Here is a 20,626-nt window from a genome sequence, read left to right as displayed (position 1 = left end):
GTGGGCTGCGCGGGCAACGCGCACGTCGGCTCACGCGCGCGGGATGGGAGAAGGTGACCGCGCGGCGATCGCGCGCGGAGGAGATCGCTACCGGCTACAGAGGGCTGAGGACACGCGCACGAAGTCGACGTAACCTCGTGTCGTCAGGGACACCGTCCGGATCATGCCGCTGACCGTAACCGGGTGCCAGCAGGCGTGTAAACCAACTCCACAGATTGGGAATGCCGATGTGGCACGTGCGCCCCGAGGCCGCTGACCTCGACGATCGGGTGATCGCGGCGGGTGGTCGAGCGTGATCGAACGACTGCTGCCCGCCGAGGTCAGCTGCGTGGAGACGGTCACAGATCCGCCCGGGGCGGACCTCTTCCCGGAGGAGGAGGCGATCATCGCGCGCGCGGTGGGCAAGCGCCGCCGGGAGTTCACCACCGCCCGCTGGTGCGCGCGGCAGGCGCTGGACCGCATCGGCGTCGCACCGGTGCCGGTGCTGCCCGGCGAGCGCGGAGCGCCGCAGTGGCCGGCGGGGATCGTCGGCAGCATCACGCACTGCGCGGGCTACCGGGCCGCGGTCGTCGCCCACCAGGAGAAGGTGCAGTCGCTCGGCATCGACGCCGAACCGCACGAAGCGCTCCCCGACGGCGTGCTCGACGCGGTGTCGCTGCCGGACGAACGCACCCACCTGACCGAGCTGTCTGCGGCGGATCCGCCGCGCCACTGGGACCGGATCCTGTTCAGCTGCAAGGAAACGGTCTACAAGACCTGGTACCCGATCACCCGCGAGTGGCTGGGCTTCGAGGACGCCCGCCTGCACCTCGATCCCAGCGGCACCTTCACCGCTCAGCTGCTCAAACCGGGTGCGGACCGCACCGGCACGCCGCTGACGAGCTTCACCGGCCGCTGGCTGGTCGAGAACTCCCTGATCATCACCGCCATCGCCCACCTCTGACCCGGGTGGCCGGCACCTGCCCGCCGCTCATGGTTCAGGTGGCGGCTGGGGCGGCTCGGTCGCGATCCGGTTGAGCACCGCGAGGTGGTGGGTGAAGGCCCGCCTGCCGGATTCGGTCAGGGCGAGCCAGGTCTTCGCGCGGCGGCCTGCCCTGCCCTTGGTGACCTTGACGTAGCCGGCCTGCTCCAGCGCCGCCACGTGCTGCGAGAGCGCCGAGTCGCTGACCTCGACGGTGTCGCGGATGAACCGGAACTCCGCCTGCTCCACGCCGCTGAGCGCCGCCACCACGGAGAAGCGCACCGGGGAGTGGATGACCGGGTCGAGCTCGCGCCGCGGGTGGTTCATCGGAGCATCCTGCTCACCACGGCCGCGACGAAGAACGGGATCGACAGGCCGAGAGCGGCCATCGCCCACGGCACCAGCTCGGTGCCGAACTGCCACCGCACCAGCGGGCCGACCAGGACCAGGTAGGCGCCGAACCACACCGCGATCGCCACTATCAGGCAGGAGCCCGCCTTGATGGGGAAGACCGTGCGCCGCGCGGCCCACCACGAACCCAGCACCAGGCACGCCGACCACGCGCCGATGACGAGGTAGCGGGCGAACCCCTCCGCGAACACGGTCTCGACGAGGGTGATCTCTGCGGCGGAAACGACGCCGAGCACCACCAGGTACCAGCTGTACCACCGCCCGGCCATGGCGGTGCGGGCGCGCAACGCCTCGGCCTTCGCGAGGTTCTCAGCAGCGGTTCCGGTGACTCCGTTGGTCATGATCCATCCTCTCGCGTCCAAGTGGTGATCACTTTAGGACTCCTAAAGTAGTTGGTACCCACTAAAGCACATGAGGGGACGCAGGTCACACCGACGAAGAATCTCTTGTTAGAAAGATGGCAATTATCGTCATTCTTTCCAGCAAGAGACTTCCGTTCGAACGTTTCTGGAGTAGACTGTCCGCAGCAACACCCGTCACCGAGGAGCAGCAGTGAGCAGCACCCGCCCAGACCCGCGCACCGACGACGACGAGATCATCACCTGGTGGGGTCTGGTCATCGAGGGCTACCACGTCACCCAGGGCAAGCTGACCGCCGCGATCGCCGAGGAGTTCCAGCTCGCCCCGGCCTCCTTCGACATCCTGCTGCGCCTGGTGCGCTCCCCCGAGCACCGGATGCCGATGACCAAGCTCGCGCACGAGGCCGCGCTCAGCAGCGGCGGCTTCACCAAGGTCGCCGACCGGATGGCCAAGGCCGGCCTGATCCGCCGCGAGCCCTGCGAGACCGACCGCCGCGTCACCTACGCGGTGCTCACCGACCACGGCCTGGACATCGCCCAGCGCTCCCGCAAGACCGCCGCCGAGGTGCTGCGCAAGCACGTGCTGGCGCCGCTGGGCGAAGCCGACTCGGCCGCCCTCGCCGAAGCGATGCGCACGCTCCGCCAAGCCAACAGCTGACACCCCGCCACGACCGCCCCCGGAGGAGCCCTTCCTCCGGGGGCGGTTCGTCGTCCGGAGCAGGTCGTCAATCGTCCACTGTGGATTTGTTCGGTCGCGGTTTTGCCGCGCATTCACCGGAATTCACATCTTCGAATGTCGGTCACATACTTGACACCATTCACATGCTGACATAGTTTCAGGTTCGAGGTCCGGGGCGCGACGCGGAATCCGCGTTCACCGACCGGGGGTTCGCTCAGGTCTGGCGGCGGGAGCGAACCCCCACCCGGCCACCTCCCCGTCTACCGTGTGCGGTGTGCACCCCACGGAGGAACCAATGCCGCCGCAACGAATCCTTGTCACCGGCGCCGCAGGGCTGGTCGGCGCGATGCTGCGCACCCGCCTGGCGCGGCCGGACCGCGTCCTGCGCCTGCTCGACATCCAGCCGCCCGCCGCGGCCGAACCCGGCGAACGCGTCGAGCTGCGCACCGCGGCGATCACCGGCCCAGAGGCGGTCCAGCAGGCCTGCGCAGGCGTCGACGCCGTCATCCACCTCGCCGGGCGCAGCAGGGAACACACCTGGGAGGAAATCCTCTCGACCAATGTGGACGGAACCCGGAACGTCCTGGAGGCAGCGCGCAAAGCCGGTGTCCCACGGGTGATCCTCGCATCGAGCAACCACGCCGTCGGCTTCCTGCCCGTCGCCGGTGCGGGCGACGAAGGCTTCCCCGACGAGGCACCGCCCCGCCCGGACACCTACTACGGGTTCAGCAAGGCGGCGATGGAGGCGCTGGGCAGCCTCTACCACTCCCGGTTCGGCATGGACGTGATCTGCCTGCGCATCGGCGCCTGCTCACCGCGTCCCAACGACGAGCGGGACCTGTCGATCTGGCTGTCCCCGGACGACGCCGGTCGGCTGTTCGAGGCCTGCCTGACCACCCCCTCCCCCGGTTTCCGGGTGGTGTGGGGAGTTTCCCGCAACACCCGGCGGCTGCTGTCGCCCACCGGTGGCGAGCAGATCGGCTACCACCCCCGCGACGACGCTGAGGACTACGCCGCGGAGGTGGTGCCGAACCGGCCCGGGACCGAGCAGGACTACCTCGGCGCTTCGTTCACCACCCTCCCGCTGGGCGAGCCCGACTGAGGCGCGACATCGGCGTAGCCGGTGCCCACCTTCGCGTCGGCGAGGTAGGCGGTCGCCTCGCCGCGGACACCGTCGGACCGGTACACACCCCACTTGTCGGTCACGAAGTCCGCGCGCAAGGTGGCCGCCGGCGCCTGCTTCTGTCCATTGAGGAGCTGCTCCTCGCCGTTGTACCAGAACCGGACCCAGCCCTTGCCCGGGTCGCTGGAGACGTGCACGCCGATGACGAAGCTGTTCCAGCTCCCCCGGGGCAGCGGGATCTCCCACAGCCGGGTTGTCTTCATGTCCGGGTCGGCGTACTCCAGGTCCAGCACGTCACCGCGGGCGCGCAGCGACAGCGGCGGGGTCGCCGCACCGGATCCGTAGTCCTTGAGCTGCCACAGCGCGACCCACTCGCCCTCGGCCGTGGGCAGCGGATCCCACATCGACCGCCAGCCGATGTAGTAGGTGTCACCCTCGGTGAACCGCAGCCGGTCGCCGTCCGGCGTGCGGTGCCCGCGCGTCTCCACCCGGACCCGCTCGGAACCCTGCTGCTCACCGGAGGTGTGCAGCCGGTACACCGAACCGTGCTCGCCCAGCGGGTCGTCGACGACGTCGACGCTGCCCGGCTTCTCCTCCACGCCTTCGAAAACGGAGGTGCCGCGCGAGGTTTCGGCTTCCCACGACGTCGCCGGGGCCGAGAGCGCGGAGCCTGACAACAGCACCGCCGCCGCGATCGCGATCCCCGTGCACAGCAGCTGCCGCACCGCGATCACCCGACCCGTTCGCGCACCCACACGCCGGCCGGCTTGAGCTGGTCGGTGCCGGGGTACGGGCCGGCGTCGCAGGTGCCCTCCTTGAACACCGCTCCGGAGCGGGAGTCGTCGGAGAAGTTCCAGTTGGTCCAGCTGATGTTCTTCTCGGCCATCAGGTCGATGTAGCGCTGCGCCATGTCGAAGTCGTCGCCGCCGTCACCGGTGGCCTCCTGGGTGCCGAACTCGGTGACGAACATGGGCAGCTCGTCGGCCGCGCGGGAGAGCGTGTTCAGGTACTCATCGCCGTGCGAGGCCGCGTAGAAGTGGAAGGTGTACATGATGTTCTCGGCGTTGACCGGGTTGTCGACGATCTCCTTCTCGTCGGCGCCCTCGGACACCCCCAGCGACGACCAGGCGCGGGTGCCGACCAGCACCACCGAGTCCGGGTCCTGCTCCCGGATCACCGGGATCAGCTCCTCGGCGTAGCTCTTGATCTCGGCCCACTCGACGCCGCTGGGCTCGTTGGCGATCTCGTAGAGGACGTTCGGCTTGTCCTTGTGGCGCTGGGCCACCTCGGTGAAGAACGTCTTGGCCCGCTCCAGGTTGTAGTTCGGGTCGCCCGGGTCGAGCATGTGCCAGTCGATGATCGCGTACATGCCGCGCTCGGTGGCCTCCTCGACGTAGTTGTTCACCATCTCGGTGAACTTCGCCGGGTCGTCCTCGTAGCCGCCTTCCTGGATGTACATGGAGATCCGCAGGACGTCGGCCTGCCAGTCCTGGGCCAGGGCGTCCAGCGACTCGTCGTTGACGCACTGGCTGTACCACTGCAGGCCGTGCGTGCTCATCCCGCGCAGCTGCACGGGCGCCCCGCTCTGGTTGCACAGCGTCATGCCGCACACCGACAGAACCCCGTTCTGCGCAACGGGTTCGAGCTCATCCGGGATCGTCGTCCCCGGCGCGGCGGCTTGGGCCGCGGTGCCGGTCATGAGCAGGGTCGCGGCTACGGCCGCCGCGCGGACACAGTTCTGCCACCTCATCGGCATCTCCTCGGTCGAAGGCGATTCTGGCGGCGGGAAATCGGAAACTAAGTTCCCAATTGCGGGCCACGATAGCGACCGCGGAGAAAAACCGTCAATACCCCCCAACAGGGGACTTGCCAACCGGAGGCGGCAGAATCACCGCTGGTCAGGCCGATGCTCGTCCGTCCGGGTGAGGCACCGTCCCCCGGCCGGCCACCACCGCGACGATGGTCTGCCCGGCCGCGGTGACGCACATCAGCGCGAGCGGCGCCTGCCACCCGGAACCGGCGCTGCGCAGCAGCCCGAACAGAACCGGCCCCACCGCCGCGAGCAGATAGCCGACCGACTGGGCCATCGCCGACAACGCACCCGCGGCAGCGGAATCCGGCGCGCGCAGACCGAGGAACGCCAGGGCGAGCACGAGGCAAGCTCCACCACCCAGCCCGAGCAGGACGCTCCACAGCACCGCCCACCCCGGTACGGCCAGCAGCCCGAGGTAGCCGACCAGCACGACCAGCGAGCACGCCACCGACACCGCGCGCTGATCACGCGCTCCGCGCAGCACCGCGGGCACCGCCAGGCCGGTCAGCACCGCGACCGCCTGGAACAGGAACAGCAGCCATCCCGCCGCCGCCGCGCTCATCCCGCCGTCCTGGAACACCTGCGGCAACCACGTCACGGCGACGTAGAAGCCCAGCGACTGCAAGCCCATGAACGCCGTGACCGCCCACGCCAGCGCCGATCCCCACGGCAACCGGGGCCTGCGGACTTCCACCAGAGCACGCGGACTTCCGCACTGCGGGAGCCACAGCGCGAGCGCCGCCACGGCGAGCACGATCCAGCACCCCAGCGCGGTGGACCACCCGCCCGGCGCGACCTCGCCGATCGGCACCGCGAGCCCGGAGGCCACTGCGGCGACACCGCCCATCACGGTGGCGTACGCGCTGGTGAGCAGCCCCACCGACGCCGGGAAGTCGCGCTTGATCAGGCTCGGCAGCAGCACGTTGCCCACCGCGATCCCGGCCCCGATCAGCACGGTGCCGGCGAACAGCGGGCCCACGGCCGGGAACCACCGGACCGCGATCCCCAGCGCCAGCACCCCGAGGGCGATCCCGAGCAACCGCTCCGGCCCCCACCGCGCGGCCAGCCGCGGAACCACCGGCGACACCGCCGCGAACGCCAGCAACGGCAACGCGTTCACCAGCCCGGCCGCGGCCGGGGCCAGCCCCAGATCGGCCTGCACGCGATCCAGGACCGGCCCGACACCGGTCAGCGCCGGGCGGAGGTTCGCGGCCACCACCAGCAATCCCCACACCAGCAGCACCCGGCCGGAACCCGGCCGCTCGGTCTCCGCCAACGCACTCATCTCGACAACCACCACCGTGGACAGATCTCCGGCAACGCGGAGAACCAGTCGGTCCACACTGGACACCGTCGGCGGATCGCGACCGCCCTCCGTGCCCACCACGATGGCGTCCCGCCGCGCCGACGACCAGGCCACGCTCTGGATGGCCCCAGCACGGCCACCCTCGTCGCTTCGAGATCAGCGGGATCGGCCATATCCTCACTGGCATGGGCACGCCGTTGGGGGACTTCATCCGGTTCAAGCGCGACAGCACCCAGCCGGAATCCCTGGGGCTGCCGGCCCGCCGCCACCGCCGGGCGCCGGGTCTGCGCCGCCAGGACCTCGCCGCGCGGGCCGGGATCAGCGTCGAGTACCTGACCCGCATCGAGCAGGGCCGGGACCGCAATCCGTCGGCCGCGGTGGTCAACGCACTCGCAGACGCACTCGGCCTGGCGCTCTCGGAGCGAAACCACCTGCGCTACCTCGCGAAGCTCACCGGCAGCACCTGCTCCGCCGATCTGCGGCCCGCACCGCCACCCCGGCACGTGCGGGAGCCGGTGCTGCGGACGGTCCGGCTCCTCGAACCCGGGATCGCCATCGTCACCAACCGGCTCGGCGACGTCCTCGCCCGCACCAGCGGATTCGAAGCGATCATCGGCGGCACCGGGCTGCTCGAGGCCGACCGGCCCAACCTCACGCGGTACGTCTTCACCGATCCCCGCGCCCGGACGTTCTTCGCCGACTGGGACGACATCGCCGACGAGCAGGCCTTCGACCTGTGGCTGGCGCCCTCCGTCGAGAACTCCGAGTGGCTCACCGCGGAGCTCTCCCCCATCGCCGGGCCCGACTTCACCCGGCGGCTGAAGCGCCACGCGGTGCCGGAGCGCGCAACGCTGCGGCTCGACCACCCGGCCGGGTACCGGCTCCGGCTGCTCCGGGAGACCCTCGAACTCCCCGCCGACGCCCAGCAGCTCGTGGTCTTCCACGCCGCCGACGAACCCACCGCGCAGGCGGTGGAGCGCCTCCGCCGCCCGCTCCGGTCCATCTCCTGACGCGCGCTCAGGTCAGGGCGTCGACCCCGGTCAGCGACCTGCCGATGATCAGCTTCTGCACCTGGCTGGTGCCCTCGTAGAGGGTCAGCACCCGGGCGTCGCGGAGGTACTTGCCGACCGGGTACTCGTCGATGAAGCCGTACCCGCCGAAGACCTGCAGCGCGTTGTTGGCGACGCGGACCGCGGTCTCGCTCGCGTGCAGCTTCGCCATCGACGACGCGGTGGTCAGCTCCTGGCGCGACACCCCGCGCTCGGCCAGCGCCGCCGCGCGCAGCGTCAGCAGCCGCGCCGCCTCGACCTCCACCGCCGAATCCGCCAGCAGCTCCTGCACCAGCTGGCGCGAGGCGATCGGCTTGCCGAACTGCACCCGCTCGCCCGCATAGCGGGTCGCCGCGCTCAGCGCCGCCTGCGCCACCCCGACCGCGCCCGCCGCGACCGAGATCCGGCCCTTGGTCAGCGCGCCCAGCGCGATGCCCAGCCCCTTGCCGACCTCGCCGAGCCGCGCCGAATCCGGCACCCGCACCTCGTCGAGCACCAGCTCCGCGGTGGCCTGGCCGCGCAGGCCGAGCTTGCCGTGCACGGTGTTGGCGGTGAAGCCGGGCGAATCGGTGGGCACCAGGAAGGCGGTGATGCCCCGGCCGCCGTCGTCGCTGGTGCGCGCGAACAGCAGGGCCACCTTCGCCCAGGTCCCGTTGGTGATGAACATCTTCTGCCCGGTGATCACCCAGTCCTCGCCGTCGCGGCGCGCGCGGGTGGTCAGCGAACCCGGGTCCGAGCCCGCGTCGGGTTCGGTCAGCGCGAAGCACCCGAGCGCCTCACCGCTGGCCAACTGCGGCAACCAGTGCCGCTTCTGCTCCTCGCTGCCGTGACCGGCGATGGACTTGGCGACCAGTCCCAGCGACACCGACACGATGCCGCGCACGGAGGAGTCACCGCGCCCGAGCTCCTCGATCACCAGCGCGTAGCTGATCATGTCGGCCTCGACGCCGCCGTGCTCCTCGGGCAGCGTCAGGCCGAGGAAGCCGAGTTCGCCGAGCTTGCGCACGATCGCCAGGTCGACCTCCTCGCGGCGGTCCCACTCGCGCACGTGCGGCACGATCTCGGCATCGACGAACTGCGCCGCCATCTCCTTGAACGCGATCTGGGTGTCGGTCAGTTCGAAGTCCACGGTGTTCCTCTTGGTTCTCGGTGTTGCTGCCCGCAGGTGAGGTCCCGTGAGCGCTTCGGGGCGCTATGGCACCCCAAAGCACTCACGGCCTCGCCCCCTGTTCCGGGTGCCCGGTTCGTCAGGTGAGCAGGTCCTGCGGCGTGGTGCCGGTTCCGGTGAGCTCCAGGCCGAGCTCGGCGCGCTCGGCCAGCCAGCGGCTGGGGCGGTAGCGCGGGTCACCGGTGGCCGAGTGCAGGGCGCGCAGGATCGACAGCACCCGGCGCGGCCCGACCTGCTGCCCCCATTCCAGGGGACCGCGCGGGTAGCCCAGCGCGATCCGCACCGCGGTGTCGATGTCGGCCGGGTCGGCCAGGCGCTGCTCGGCGATGAAGCAGCTGGTGTTGACGATCGCGGCGAGGATCCGCTGCGCGACCATGCCCGGGCTGTCGCGCACCACCGTCACGGCGCGGCCGGTCGCGGCCAGCGCGGCCCAGGCCGATCGCGCGAACTCCACGTCGCAGGCCGGGTGCACCGACAGCGTCCAGCGGGCTTCGGTGCTCAGCGGGTCGACGCCGCACACCCGCGCCACGGGCAGATCCGCGGACCGCGCGGCGGTGGCGGCACTGTGGCCGTACGGGCTGACCAGCACGACCGCGCCGTCGGAGGGCTCCGGCGACCGCTCGACCTCGACGCCCGCCGCGGCCAGCGCGTCGAGCAGGTCCGCGCTGTCCGACCAGACCGGGCGCGCCACCGCCTCCGGCGCCTGCGGCTCGGGCGCCTCCTGCTTGACTCCGTCGGCGTAGCGGTAGAAGCCCTCCCCCGTCTTGCGGCCGAGCAGCCCGGCCTCCAGGCGGGTGCGGGTGATCGGCGACGGGCGCAGCCTCGGGTCGCCGTAGTAGCCGGTCCAGATGCTCTCCATCGCCGGGTGGGTGACGTCCAGCCCGGTCAGGTCCATCAGCTCGAACGGGCCCATCCGCAGGCCGAGCACGTCGCGGCAGATCCGGTCGACGTCCGAGGTGCTCGCCACGCCCTCGGACAGGATCTGCAGCGCTTCGGTGACCAGTCCGCGGCCGGCGTGGTTGACCAGGAAGCCGGGTGTGTCGGTGGCGCGCACCGGGGTGTGGCCCAGGCGCCGCACCAGCGCCAGCAGCGCGTCGGGGATCCACTCCGCGGTCCGGGCGCCGGGGATGACCTCCACCAGGCGCATCAGCGGCACCGGGTTGAAGAAGTGCAGCCCGGCGAGCCTGCTCGGATCGCCCAGCGCGGTGGCGATGGAGGTGACCTGCAGCGAGCTGGTGTTGGTGGCGAACACGGTCTTCGCCGGGCAGATCTTCTCCAGCTCGGCGAACAGCTCGCGCTTGGTGGCCAGGTCCTCGCGGACGGCTTCCACGACCAGGTCGCACTCGGTGGGCGCCAGCGGGCTGTCCACCGGGCGCAGCCGCTCGCGCGCGGCCGCCGCCTGCTCAGCGGTCATCCGCCCCTTGCCCGCCAGCTTGTCGAACATCCGACCGATCTCGGCGACCGCGGTGGTCACCGCCTCGGTCCGCGCGTCGGCGAGCTCCACGGTCAGGCCGGCCGCCGCGGCGATCTGCGCGATGCCGCGCCCCATCACCCCGGTGCCGATCACCCGCACCGCGTTGACCTGCTCCGCCCACTGCATGGTCGACCTCCCGAAAGGTTGCCCTCGACGCACCTTCGCACGGCACGCCAAGACCGTCCAATACTGAATTGCCCGGCCAGTGATATCCGATCGAACTTAATCGCCGCGTGTTCCGGAGCGCAACGGCGCTGTGCTACGAACGAAAAACGGCGGCGGAACGGCCGCCGGGGTGGAACCGAAGGAGCAAGCGATGCGCGAAGCGGTGATCTGCGAACCGCTGCGGACCCCGATCGGCCGGTTCGGCGGGGTGTTCAAGACCGTACCGGCGGTCGACCTGGCCTCGACGGTGATCAGGGCGCTGCTGGCGCGCACCGGGCTGGACGGCGCGGCGATCGACGAGGTGATCCTCGGCCAGGGCTACCCCACCTCCGACGCCCCGGCGATCGGCCGGGTGGCGGCGCTGGACGCCGGACTGCCCGTCGAGGTCGGCGGCACCCAGCTGGACCGCCGCTGCGGCTCCGGGCTGCAGGCCGTCCTCGACGCCGCGATGCAGGTGCAGACCGGCGTCAGCGATGTCGTGCTGGCCGGCGGCGCGGAGAGCATGAGCAGCGCGCCGTTCTACACCACCGAGGCCCGGTGGGGCATCCGCGGCAGCGGCCTGGAGCTGCACGACTCGCTGGCCCGCGGCCGGGTCACCGCGGGCGGCGCGAACTTCCCGGTGCCCGGCGGGATGCTGGAGACCGCCGAGAACCTGCGCCGCGAGTACTCGATCCCCCGCACCGAGCAGGACGAGCTGGCGGTGCGCTCGCAGCAGCGCGCCGCCGCAGCCCAGAGCGCCGGGCTCTTCGCCGACGAGATCGTGCCGGTGACGGTGCGCTCCCGCAAGGGCGACACCGTGGTCGAGGTCGACGAGCACCCGCGCCCGGAGACCACTGTGGACTCCCTGGCCGCGCTGAAGCCGGTGCTGGGCAAGGAGGATCCGGAAGCGACGGTGACCGCGGGCAACGCCAGCGGCCAGAACGACGCGGCGGCGATCTGCATCGTGACGACCCCGGAGCGCGCCGCGGAACTGGGCCTGCGACCGCTGGTCCGGCTGGTGTCGTGGGCGCGGGCGGGCGTGCCGCCGCGCACGATGGGCATCGGCCCGGTCCCGGCGTCCGCGAAAGCCCTGCAGCGCGCCGGGATCACCCTCGCCGACGTCGACCTGATCGAGCTCAACGAGGCGTTCGCGGCGCAGGTGCTGGCCTGCACGCGGGAGTGGGAGTTCAAGCCCGCCGACTTCGAGCGCCTCAACGTCAACGGCTCCGGCATCTCCCTGGGCCACCCGATCGGCGCCACCGGAGCCCGGATCCTGGCGACGCTCTCCCGCGAGATGCACCGCCGAGAAGCCCGCTACGGCCTGGAGACGATGTGCATCGGCGGCGGCCAGGGCCTCGCCGCGGTCTTCGAGCGCATCTGATGAAACCGGTGAAGGGCACCGCCATTCGCTGAAAGTGCCCTTCACCGCTCGATTTTGGTTCCTGCGGGCGACAGGGCGTACCAGTAGCCGCCGCCGGAGCGGACGCCGTTGCCGTTGGCCTGGCCGGGGACGTCGTCGCCGATGTAGTAGTACAGCGGGTGTCCGTTGTAGACGACCTGGTTGCCGCCGTCCGGGCGCCGGACCGTGGTGAGCAGTTGCTGGTTCACCTCCGGGCCGGCCACCGGTGGGTCGTTCGTGGTCAGCGGCGGCCAGTCGCGCGCGCAGGCGTCGACGCAGGTGGGCTCGGCGTCGCCGTCCTGGTCGAACAGGTAGACCGCCCGGCCGTCCGGGCCGGTAAGCACCGTGCCGAGGCCAGGCACCTGCTGGGTCCGGACGACGATGGTGCCGCCGGTGACAGCCGGCGCGGTCGCCGGCGGTGGCGGGGTCCCGACTCCGCTGCCCGCGGGTTCTTCTCCACCGGGCACGCACCCGGCGATCAGGGCCAGCATGCCGCCGGCCAGCCCGATGCCGCCCAGCGCGGCCGTGCGGGCTCGGGTGAGGTGGACCATCGAGGCCTCCCAGCGGCCGGGGCCGGGCCCCGGGACGACGCAACGCGGACCACAAGTCTCACGCACCGGGACCGCTTCCGCAGGCGGGCGCCGCCGCTCGACGGCGCCCGCCGCGAGGTCACATCTGCACGATCTGGATCAGGTTCCCGCAGGTGTCGTCGAAGACCGCGGTGGTCACGTCGCCCATCTCGGTCGGTTCCTGGGTGAAGCGCACGCCCAGGGCGGAGAGCCGCTCGAACTCCGCCCGGACGTCGTCCACCTGGAACGACGTGGCCGGGATGCCGTCGTTGACCAGGGCGGTCTTGTACGGCTTGACGGCGGGGTGACCGTCGGGCTCGAGGAGCAGCTCGGTGCCCTCCGGGGCCTCCGGCGAGACCAGCGTCAGCCAGCTGGCCTCGCCGAGCGGGATGTCGTGCTTCACCTGGAAGCCGAGCACCTCGGTGTAGAACTTCTGCGCCTTGCGCTGATCGTCGACGAAGACGCTCGTCACGTAGATCTTCAAGGGGTTTCCTCCGCATCTGGCCCGAGCCACCGGTCGGTCAGGTGTTCCAGCGGACCGGTGTTCAGGTGGTGGAACTTGTAACGACCGTCCCGCCGGGTCTCGACCAGCCCTGCCTCCACCAGCACCTCGATGTGCTGCGAGATGGCCTGGCGGGACGACCCCAGCCCGTGCTTGCCGGTCAGCCGGCCGCAGATCTCGAACAGGGTCTGGCCGTCATGATCGGCCAGTTCGTCGAGGATCGCCCGCCGAGTGGGATCCGCCAGCGCTCTGAACACGTCGCTCACCCGATCCACCATAGGCAAGCATCCACTTGCATGCAAGCAGCCACTTGCCTATCGGCTCCGGGCCTGCTCAGTGGTGGTGCGCGACGAGTTCGTGCGCTTCCTGCGGGCCCGACGGGTGGGCGTGGACGAGTGCGCCGCCCAGTCGCGGCAGCGCGTGCCAGAGGCGGTGCTCGGCCTCGTGCGCGATGCGATGGGCCTCGGCGAGGCTGAGCCGCGGATCGACCTCCAGCTCCACCTCGGCGCGCAGGGAGTGGCCGACCCAGCGCAGCCGCAGATCACCGACCCCTCGCACGCCCGGCGTGGCGACCAACTCCTGTTCGGCGCGCACGACCAGACCGGGATCCACGGCGTCGAGCACCCGCGCGAAGACCTCCTTCGCCGAGCCCCACAGCACCACGAGGATCGCGCCGGTGATCAGCAGTCCGACGACGGGATCGGCCCACCACCAGCCCAGCGCCGCACCGGCCGCGGAGCCGAGCACGGCCAGGCTGGTGAAACCGTCGGCCCGCGCGTGCAATCCGTCGGCCACCAGCGCGGCCGAGCCGATCTCCCGGCCGATGCGGATGCGGTAGCGCGCGACCAGCTCGTTGCCCGCGAAACCGAGCAGCCCGGCCGCCGCGACCCAGGCGATGTGCTCGACGCGCTGCGGCGCGACCAGCCGCTGCACCGACTCCCACGCCGCCATCGCGGCGGATGCGGCGATCACGAGCAGGATGATCAACCCGGCCAGGTCTTCGGCGCGGCCGAGCCCGTAGGTGAAGCGGCGCGTCGCCGCGCGCCGGGCGAGCAGGAAGGCGATCGCGAGCGGGATCGCGGTCAGCGCGTCGGCGAAGTTGTGCAGCGTGTCGCCGAGAAGGGCGACGGAGCCGGTGAAGGCGACCAGAACGGCTTGCCCGACCGCCGTGACCGCCAGGACGCCGAAGGAGATCCACAGCGCCCGCATGCCCTTCCGGCTGGCCGTCAGCGCGCGGTCGACGGATTCGACGGCGTCATGGCTGTGCGGCGTCACGGCGTGCTTCAACCGCGCCCATCCGCTTCCGTGCCCGTGACCATGCCCGTGCCCTGCTCTCGCCCGCTTCGGCCACATCCGGACTCCTCGGGTTCGGCGACATCCGAACCATAGGCCCGTGACCAGGCGTGCGACAACGCTGCAACTGCAAGGAAATCGCAGGTGCGCCCCGCGACGGTCCATCCACAGTGGAACCGGCGCGGGGGCCTGCGGTCAGCCGTTGGGGCGCAACGTCCAGACGATCGTCATCTCGCCGGTGACCGCACCGTCCGCGCGCTGGATGCTCACCTGGACCGGGAACTCCGGGCGCTCCCCGGCGTCCAGCTCGGCCAGGACGTCCGCGATCGGGCGGCCCAGCACCGCCGTGGCGGTCACCTCGCCCATGGCGAGCTTCTTGAAGTCGATCTCGGAGCGCACGGCCAGCGGCACCGCGCGGCTGAGCTGGTCGCCGAACGCCGCGATCACGATGGCGCCGCTGGCGGACTCGGCGAGGGTGAACATCGCACCGGCGTGCGGGCCGCCCACGTGGTTGTGGAACTCCGCCTGGTCCGGCAGGCGGAGCACGGCCCGCTCCGGCGTGGTCTCGACGTACTCCAGGTTGAGCGTGCGCACCATCGGCACCGACTGGGTCAGGAAGGCGCCGACGTCGAAGGAATCCGCGGCAGCGGTTTCGGTGGTCATGCCACGGATGCTACTCATCGGTAACTTGTGTTGCCAAGACCACCCCGGTCATCGCGACAGCCGCCGCGCCGCGGCGCTGCCGCCGATCAGCAGCACCAGCACGGCCAGCACCCACCGCCGCTTCTCCTCGGTGCTGTGCCCGGAGGTCTCCACATCGGGTTCCTCCGCAGGCGCGGCGAAGTTGCCCGGTGGCAGCGGAGAACTCGGCGTCGGCTCCGGCATCGGACTGGGCTCCGGAACCGGCGTCCGCGACGGCGGCTCGGACGGCGGCTCGGGCGGCGGTGTGGCCGACGGCGGTGTGGTCGGTGGCGGAATCGTCGACGGTGGGGCGGTCGGCGAAGTGCTCGTCGGTGGCGGAGTGGTCGGAGGCGGCGGAGCGGGTGGGCTCTCCCCCGCCAGGCAGCCCGCCGCATCGGAGCTCGTCATCGGGAGGACGACGGCCAGCTCGCGCACCGAACCGTCCCGGTCCACCCGGTACATCCCGCCCGACTCGTTCGCCGTGACGTAGAGCGCGCGGTCGGACCCGATCACCACCGATCCGTAGCTGAGCGGCGGAAGTCCCGGCACATCGGCCACTTTCGACACCTGCCCGCTGCCGCGGTCCAGGCGCACCAGGGCCACGGCCCCGGTCCTGGTGGCGGTGACGCTGTAGAGCTGGCCGTCGACCGGGTCCACGTCGAAGTCGTCGAACGACGACAGCCGGCCCACCCCCTCGATACCGGTCATCGACAGCACGTCAAGGAAGGTCCGGCTCCCGGGGTCGACGTCGACCGCGTACAGGTAGCCGTTCTCGACCAGGTACCAGCGGTTTCCGGACACCGCCCCGGCCGAGGGCGCGCGCAGCGGGTGCCACCAGGCACCCTCGCGCCCGGCGCGGACGGGCCCCAGCTCCCGGGTCTGCCCGTCCGCCGCGATCGCCACCGCGCGCCCGCCGTCCGGGAACGGGCCGGAGGGACCGCGCGAGGCCATCGCGTACACCAGGCCTTGCGACTCCGAGTACCCGAGGGCGTTCAGCCGGTAGCCCGGCGCGGCCAGCTTCGTGCCGGTCGCGCCGGGGAAGTCCACGCGGTGCAGGGTCGAGAGGCCGCCGCGGTTGCGGGCCTGCAGCACCGAGCACGCCGAGGACGCCGCCGCGGTCACCACCAAGGTGGCCGAGGCCAGCAGCACCAGGGCGACGGCCGCCGCGCACCACCGCATCAACTTCGACCGAGCCGTTCGAGCGCCCAGGTGAAGGCCTCCGGGCCGATCCGCGAACCACCGCTGAACGGGTTCTGCAGCTGGAAGATCGCGAACAGCAGCAGCGCCAGCGCACCGGCCAGCGTGGAGACCAGCACGATGTGCGGGAACAGCCGGGTACCGCCGAAGAGGTTCGGCAGCAGCACGCACACCACGCTGCCCAGGATCAGCACGAACCACACCACCGCCACCACGCCGCGATCGAACGCCCTGGTCAGCCGCTCGTGCCGTTCCTCGTAGACCTTGCCGAGCTGCGTGCTGGCCTCGCTCTTGCGGCCCTCCTCGAACTCGCCCTCGGCCGGGGCGTTCAGCACCACCTCGCGGATCTGGTCCAGCTGCGCCCAGCCCGGCCCGGCCACCTCGCCGCCGCGCTGCATGACCGGCCACTCCTGGTCCACCACCGTGCGCAGGTACCCGGCACCGAGCTCGCGGACCTCGTCGGCGGCCGGCGCGGGCAGCGAGTCCACCGCCCAGGCGACCGAGACCAGGCTCTGCGCCTCCCGGTGGGCCCCTTCCCTGGCATCGGTCACGGTGTCGAACAGCGTGACCAGCACGAAGGCCAGCACCACCGCCTGCAAGCCGCTGACGATGGTGAACACCTGCCCCGCCGCGTCGTTGTTGCTCGGCCTGCCCTCGTCCTGCCCGATCCGGCGCACCAGGTAGCCGACCAGCGCCGCGACCACCGACGCGCTCAGGACCCAGACGGTGCCCTGCAGGTAGATGTTCACTCGGCGCTCCGGAGGGCGGCCTCGCCGCGCGAGAGCACCGGTTCGGGCACCAGCAGCTCGCCGACCTGGCAGCCCAGCGCGGCGCAGATGATGTCCAGATCGGACAGCTTCAGGCTGGCCGGCGTCTTCGACCACAGCCCCGACATCTTCCCGGCCGAGACCACCAGACCGTGTTCGGCGAGCAGTCGTTGCAGCTCGGCGGCCTTCCAGATACCGCGCTGGGCCGCGACCAACCGCAGGTTCCACTTCACGACGACATCGCCTCCCACTCGATCTGCACAGACCGGATGGCGCTTGCGCACACGCTCGCCCGCCTCCTGATGCACGAGAGCGGGCATTGCAACCCGCTCGACACGATTTCAGAACTTCTGAAGGAAACACCGCGAAGAACGCAGTTCCTCCGCGGCCCGAACAGTACTCCGAATTGGACGGAGCACAGATAGTCCGATTCGTGGAATCTACCGCAGCGGAGTTGATCACCCATTCAGAGCAGTATGCCCGCGGAATATTCCAAGATCACCGAAATGGCCTAGCGCAAGCAGGTGGAAGACCGCTGAACTGTCGGACACCATTGCCAATGTCGATTACGGAGCGTTTTGCGCAAGCCGCGATCCAGGTGACCCAAAACCAGCTCATCACCTCGAACTTTACCGAAATGAGCAGCACTTTCGGGTGACTGTACGGCCGAGATCAGCAGTGCTAATGTCGCCGTCGGCAGCGCGGAAGGCACTGGCCCGACAACGAGCGAGCCATTTCATTCCATCCATTCCGCATTCTGGTGAAACCATTCCTCGGCGCAATTCGGACGAGACTTTTCGACGGGCTAGATGATTGGTGGTATTGGCGTGACTGGGACCGAACCGCTCAACACTGACGGCAGCGTTGCACCGCAGTTGAGCCTGAGCACGGCGGCGGCCCGAAACCTGGCGACCACGACCAAGTCCGAACCGCAGATGCAGGGCATCACCTCGCGCTGGCTGCTGAAGATGCTGCCCTGGGTGCAGGCAGCGGGCGGCACCTACCGGGTCAACCGCCGGCTGAGCTACACCCTCGGCGACGGGCGGGTCACCTTCACCAACACCGGCGCCGACGTGCGCGTGATCCCGCAGGAACTGCGGGAGCTCCCGCTGCTGCGCGGGTTCGACGACGACACCGTCCTCGGCGCGCTCGCCGACCGGTTCGTGCAGCAGGAGTACGAGCCGGGCCAGGTGATCGCCACCGCGGGCCAGCCCGCCGACCAGGTCGTGCTCATCGCGCACGGCAAGATCAACAAGATCGGCACCGGCGAGTACGGCGACCAGACCGTGCTCGGCGTGCTGGCCGACGGCGAGTTCTTCGGCGCGCACGTGCTCGGCGCCGACGCGGCCGCCTGGAACTCCACCTACCAGGCGGTCACCCGCTGCACCGTGCTCACCTTGCGGCAGCAGGCCTTCCAGGAGATGAACGGCCACTCGGAACTGCTGCGCGAGCACGTCCGGCAGACGCTGGCCCAGCCGAAGCGCAAGCACAACCCGCACGGCGAGGCCGAGATCGAGATCTCCTCGGGCCACGCGGGCGAGCCGCAGCTGTCGGGGACCTATGTGGACTACGAGCCGGCGCCCCGCGAGTACGAGCTCAGCGTCGCGCAGACGGTGCTGCGGGTGCACAGCCGCGTCGCAGACCTCTACAACCAGCCGATGAACCAGACCGAACAACAGCTGCGACTCACCATCGAAGCACTGCGCGAACGCCAAGAGCACGAACTCATCAACAACCGCGACTTCGGCCTGCTGCACAACGCCGACCTCCGCCAGCGCATCCACACCCGCACCGGCCCGCCCACCCCCGACGACCTGGACGAGCTGCTGACGCTGGTGTGGAAGGAACCCGGGTTCTTCCTGGCCCACCCGCGCACCATCGCCGCCTTCGGGCAGGAGTGCAGCAAGCGCGGCATCTACCCGCACAGCATCGACCTGCAGGGCCACCAGGTGCCGTCCTGGCGCGGCGTGCCGATCCTGCCCTGCAACAAGATCCAGGTCAGCGACACCCGCACCAGCTCCGTGCTGCTGGTGCGCGCCGGTGAGCAGAACCAGGGCGTCGTCGGGCTGCACCAGACCGGCATCCCCGACGAGTACCGGCCCGGGCTCTCCGTCCGCTTCATGGGGATCAACGACCAGGCCGTGATCTCCTACCTGGTCAGCGCCTACTACTCGGCGGCCGTGCTGGTGCCCGATGCGGTCGGCGTGCTGGAACACGTCGAACTCGGCCGGGCGTGAGCGGTTCCGCAGCTCTGCCACCCGCAGCACCGATCAGCTAGGAGCAGTGGACATCGTGACCGAACCCGACACCAGAGCCGACGAACCGTCCCCGTTGAGCCTGGGCACCGCGGCAGCCCGGCAGCTGTCGACGACGACCAAGTCCGTCCCGCAGATGCAGGGCACCACCTCGCGCTGGCTGGTGCGGATGCTGCCGTGGGTCGACGTCGGCGCCGGTACCTACCGGGTCAACCGCCGCCTGACCTACGCGCTCGGCGACGGCCGGATCACCTTCACCAACACCGGCGCCGACGTGCGCGTGATCCCGCAGGAACTGCGCGAACTCCCGCTGCTGCGGGGGTTCGACGACGACACCGCGCTGGGCGCGCTCGCCGACCGGTTCATCCAGCAGGAGTACGAGCCGGGTCAGGTCATCGCGCGGGCCGGTCAGGCCGCAGAGCAGGTCGTGCTCATCGCCCACGGCAAGGTGAGCAAGGTCGGCACCGCCGAGTACGGCGACGAAGCCGTGCTGACCGTCCTGGCCGACGGCGAGTTCTTCGGCGCGAACGCGCTCCTCGGCGATGAGGACACCTGGCAGCACACCTACAAGGCGGTCACGCCGTGCACCGCCCTCGTGCTGACCAGCCGGGCTCTGCAGGCGGTCAACCTCCGGTTCGACCAGCTGCGGGCGCACATCGCGGCGACCCGCGGACAGCCGACGCCGGTGCACAACAAGCACGGCGAGGCCGAGATCGCGCTCGCCGCCGGGCACTCCGGCGAACCGGCGCTGCCCGCGACGTTCGTGGACTACGAGCTCGAACCTCGCGAGTACGAGCTCAGCCTGGCGCAGACGGTGCTGCGGGTGCACAGCCGCGTCGCAGATCTCTACAACCAGCCGATGAACCAGACCGAACAACAACTCCGGCTCACCATCGAAGCACTGCGCGAACGCCAAGAGCACGAACTCATCAACAACCGCGACTTCGGCCTGCTGCACAACGCCGACCTCCGCCAGCGCATCCACACCCGCACCGGCCCGCCCACCCCCGACGACCTGGACGAGCTGCTCGCCCGCCGGCGCAAGTCGAAGTTCTTCCTGGCCCACCCGCGCACCATCGCCGCCTTCGGGCGGGAGTGCACCAGGCGCGGGGTCTACCCGCAGACCACGGAAGTGCAGGGCCGCCAGGTGCACGCGTGGCGAGGCGTGCCGATCCTGCCCAGCGACAAGATCCCGGTCAGCGAGAACGGCACCAGCTCGATCCTGTGCATGCGCGTCGGCGAGGACGACAGCGGAGTGGTCGGCCTGCAGCAGACCGGCCTCCCCGACGAGCAGCAGCCCGGGGTTTCCGCGCGGTTCATGGGGATCAACGACCAGGCGGTGATCTCCTACCTGGTCAGCACCTACTTCTCGGCGGCGGTGCTGGTCCCGGACGCCCTCGGCGTCCTCGAACACGTCGAGACCAACCGCTGATCGGTCGCGACCCGTCGTGAGCGCGCGGCGGTGCCGCGCGCTCA

General features: G+C 70.7%; 22 protein-coding genes. 7 read left to right on the top strand and 15 right to left on the bottom strand.

Going from position 1 to position 20,626, the window contains the following annotated elements:
* The first annotated feature begins 292 nt into the window (after nucleotides 1-292).
* The gene (locus tag ATL45_RS29830) at nucleotides 293-943 is read left to right on the top strand and encodes a 4'-phosphopantetheinyl transferase family protein (protein WP_093146326.1); all 651 of its coding nucleotides are present in this window, start codon (nucleotides 293-295) and stop codon (nucleotides 941-943) included.
* Between the two features lie 27 nt (nucleotides 944-970).
* Here ATL45_RS29830 and ATL45_RS29825 read toward each other — a convergent pair whose 3' ends face one another.
* The gene (locus ATL45_RS29825) at nucleotides 971-1,288 is read right to left on the bottom strand and encodes a winged helix-turn-helix domain-containing protein (RefSeq protein WP_093146325.1); all 318 of its coding nucleotides are present in this window, start codon (nucleotides 1,286-1,288) and stop codon (nucleotides 971-973) included.
* Nucleotides 1,285-1,713: a hypothetical protein gene (locus ATL45_RS29820; RefSeq protein WP_093146324.1), complete on the bottom strand. Its 429-nt coding sequence runs from the start codon at nucleotides 1,711-1,713 to the stop codon at nucleotides 1,285-1,287. Before ATL45_RS29820 ends, ATL45_RS29825 begins: the two co-directional genes overlap by 4 nt.
* Before the next feature lie 211 nt (nucleotides 1,714-1,924).
* Here ATL45_RS29820 and ATL45_RS29815 point away from each other — a divergent pair, with 211 nt between their 5' ends.
* A complete protein-coding gene (locus ATL45_RS29815; protein ID WP_093146323.1) occupies nucleotides 1,925-2,389 on the top strand; it encodes a MarR family winged helix-turn-helix transcriptional regulator in 465 nt (154 codons plus the stop codon).
* A 316-nt stretch (nucleotides 2,390-2,705) separates the two neighbouring features.
* Entirely contained in the window at nucleotides 2,706-3,512 is an 807-nt protein-coding gene (locus tag ATL45_RS29810; RefSeq protein WP_093146322.1) for an NAD-dependent epimerase/dehydratase family protein, read from the top strand.
* Here the strand turns inward: ATL45_RS29810 and ATL45_RS29805 are convergent.
* The 3 genes from ATL45_RS29805 to ATL45_RS29795 all read right to left on the bottom strand — a co-directional run bounded on the left by ATL45_RS29805 (nucleotide 3,464) and on the right by ATL45_RS29795 (nucleotide 6,631).
* Entirely contained in the window at nucleotides 3,464-4,258 is a 795-nt protein-coding gene (locus ATL45_RS29805) for a heparin lyase I family protein (protein WP_170210390.1), read from the bottom strand. The genes ATL45_RS29810 and ATL45_RS29805 overlap by 49 nt on opposite strands.
* Before the next feature lie 5 nt (nucleotides 4,259-4,263).
* Entirely contained in the window at nucleotides 4,264-5,283 is a 1,020-nt protein-coding gene (locus ATL45_RS29800; protein ID WP_093146320.1) for a glycoside hydrolase family 5 protein, read from the bottom strand.
* A gap of 148 nt (nucleotides 5,284-5,431) precedes the next feature.
* A complete protein-coding gene (locus ATL45_RS29795; protein WP_093147389.1) occupies nucleotides 5,432-6,631 on the bottom strand; it encodes an MFS transporter in 1,200 nt (399 codons plus the stop codon).
* Between the two features lie 206 nt (nucleotides 6,632-6,837).
* On the opposite strand from ATL45_RS29795, the gene ATL45_RS29790 reads away from it, so the two are divergent.
* The gene (locus tag ATL45_RS29790) at nucleotides 6,838-7,662 is read left to right on the top strand and encodes a helix-turn-helix domain-containing protein (RefSeq protein ID WP_093146319.1); all 825 of its coding nucleotides are present in this window, start codon (nucleotides 6,838-6,840) and stop codon (nucleotides 7,660-7,662) included.
* Between the two features lie 7 nt (nucleotides 7,663-7,669).
* On the opposite strand, the gene ATL45_RS29785 is transcribed toward ATL45_RS29790, so the two are convergent.
* Together ATL45_RS29785 and ATL45_RS29780 are read right to left on the bottom strand one after the other, a co-directional pair.
* Nucleotides 7,670-8,830 (bottom strand): acyl-CoA dehydrogenase family protein, encoded by a 1,161-nt coding sequence (locus ATL45_RS29785; protein WP_093146318.1) that lies wholly within the window; start codon nucleotides 8,828-8,830, stop codon nucleotides 7,670-7,672.
* A gap of 118 nt (nucleotides 8,831-8,948) precedes the next feature.
* Nucleotides 8,949-10,469 carry a 3-hydroxyacyl-CoA dehydrogenase gene (locus tag ATL45_RS29780; RefSeq protein WP_093146317.1) on the bottom strand — a complete coding sequence of 507 codons (1,521 nt, stop codon included), beginning with the start codon at nucleotides 10,467-10,469 and terminating at the stop codon, nucleotides 8,949-8,951.
* Between the two features lie 190 nt (nucleotides 10,470-10,659).
* Between ATL45_RS29780 and ATL45_RS29775 the strand changes: the two genes are divergently transcribed.
* Nucleotides 10,660-11,868 carry an acetyl-CoA C-acetyltransferase gene (locus tag ATL45_RS29775; RefSeq protein ID WP_093147386.1) on the top strand — a complete coding sequence of 403 codons (1,209 nt, stop codon included), beginning with the start codon at nucleotides 10,660-10,662 and terminating at the stop codon, nucleotides 11,866-11,868.
* Nucleotides 11,869-11,909: 41 nt separating this feature from the next.
* Here the strand turns inward: ATL45_RS29775 and ATL45_RS29770 are convergent, their stop codons facing one another.
* The 8 genes from ATL45_RS29770 to ATL45_RS29735 all read right to left on the bottom strand — a co-directional run bounded on the left by ATL45_RS29770 (nucleotide 11,910) and on the right by ATL45_RS29735 (nucleotide 17,128).
* Nucleotides 11,910-12,437 (bottom strand): COG4315 family predicted lipoprotein, encoded by a 528-nt coding sequence (locus tag ATL45_RS29770; RefSeq protein ID WP_246025624.1) that lies wholly within the window; start codon nucleotides 12,435-12,437, stop codon nucleotides 11,910-11,912.
* Between the two features lie 118 nt (nucleotides 12,438-12,555).
* The gene (locus tag ATL45_RS29765; protein WP_093146316.1) at nucleotides 12,556-12,939 is read right to left on the bottom strand and encodes a VOC family protein; all 384 of its coding nucleotides are present in this window, start codon (nucleotides 12,937-12,939) and stop codon (nucleotides 12,556-12,558) included.
* Nucleotides 12,936-13,235 carry an ArsR/SmtB family transcription factor gene (locus ATL45_RS29760; RefSeq protein WP_093146315.1) on the bottom strand — a complete coding sequence of 100 codons (300 nt, stop codon included), beginning with the start codon at nucleotides 13,233-13,235 and terminating at the stop codon, nucleotides 12,936-12,938. The genes ATL45_RS29765 and ATL45_RS29760 overlap by 4 nt, the downstream gene beginning before the upstream one ends.
* Nucleotides 13,236-13,290: 55 nt before the next feature.
* Entirely contained in the window at nucleotides 13,291-14,310 is a 1,020-nt protein-coding gene (locus tag ATL45_RS29755; RefSeq protein WP_093146314.1) for a cation diffusion facilitator family transporter, read from the bottom strand.
* A 135-nt stretch (nucleotides 14,311-14,445) separates the two neighbouring features.
* Nucleotides 14,446-14,913 carry a DUF4442 domain-containing protein gene (locus ATL45_RS29750; protein WP_093146313.1) on the bottom strand — a complete coding sequence of 156 codons (468 nt, stop codon included), beginning with the start codon at nucleotides 14,911-14,913 and terminating at the stop codon, nucleotides 14,446-14,448.
* 48 nt (nucleotides 14,914-14,961) lie between these two features.
* Entirely contained in the window at nucleotides 14,962-16,110 is a 1,149-nt protein-coding gene (locus ATL45_RS39085) for a DUF6923 family protein (RefSeq protein WP_093146312.1), read from the bottom strand.
* Nucleotides 16,110-16,877, bottom strand: a complete 768-nt coding sequence (locus tag ATL45_RS29740; RefSeq protein ID WP_093146311.1) for a bestrophin-like domain — start codon at nucleotides 16,875-16,877, stop codon at nucleotides 16,110-16,112. Before ATL45_RS29740 ends, ATL45_RS39085 begins: the two co-directional genes overlap by 1 nt.
* On the bottom strand, nucleotides 16,874-17,128 hold the full coding sequence (locus tag ATL45_RS29735) for a helix-turn-helix domain-containing protein (RefSeq protein ID WP_093146310.1): 255 nt from the start codon (nucleotides 17,126-17,128) through the stop codon (nucleotides 16,874-16,876). The genes ATL45_RS29740 and ATL45_RS29735 overlap by 4 nt, the downstream gene beginning before the upstream one ends.
* A gap of 576 nt (nucleotides 17,129-17,704) precedes the next feature.
* Between ATL45_RS29735 and ATL45_RS29730 the strand changes: the two genes are divergently transcribed.
* Both ATL45_RS29730 and ATL45_RS29725 read left to right on the top strand, forming a co-directional pair.
* Nucleotides 17,705-19,132, top strand: coding sequence for a family 2B encapsulin nanocompartment shell protein (locus ATL45_RS29730; RefSeq protein WP_093146309.1), 1,428 nt, complete (start codon nucleotides 17,705-17,707; stop codon nucleotides 19,130-19,132).
* Nucleotides 19,133-19,187: 55 nt separating this feature from the next.
* Nucleotides 19,188-20,582: a family 2B encapsulin nanocompartment shell protein gene (locus tag ATL45_RS29725; RefSeq protein WP_246025623.1), complete on the top strand. Its 1,395-nt coding sequence runs from the start codon at nucleotides 19,188-19,190 to the stop codon at nucleotides 20,580-20,582.
* Nucleotides 20,583-20,626: the final 44 nt, after the last annotated feature.

Origin of the sequence: Saccharopolyspora antimicrobica, assembly GCF_003635025.1 — a bacterium.
Lineage (GTDB): Bacteria > Actinomycetota > Actinomycetes > Mycobacteriales > Pseudonocardiaceae > Saccharopolyspora > Saccharopolyspora antimicrobica.
Note: the sequence above shows the minus strand (reverse complement) of the source record. Positions and strands in the feature narration are given on the sequence as shown.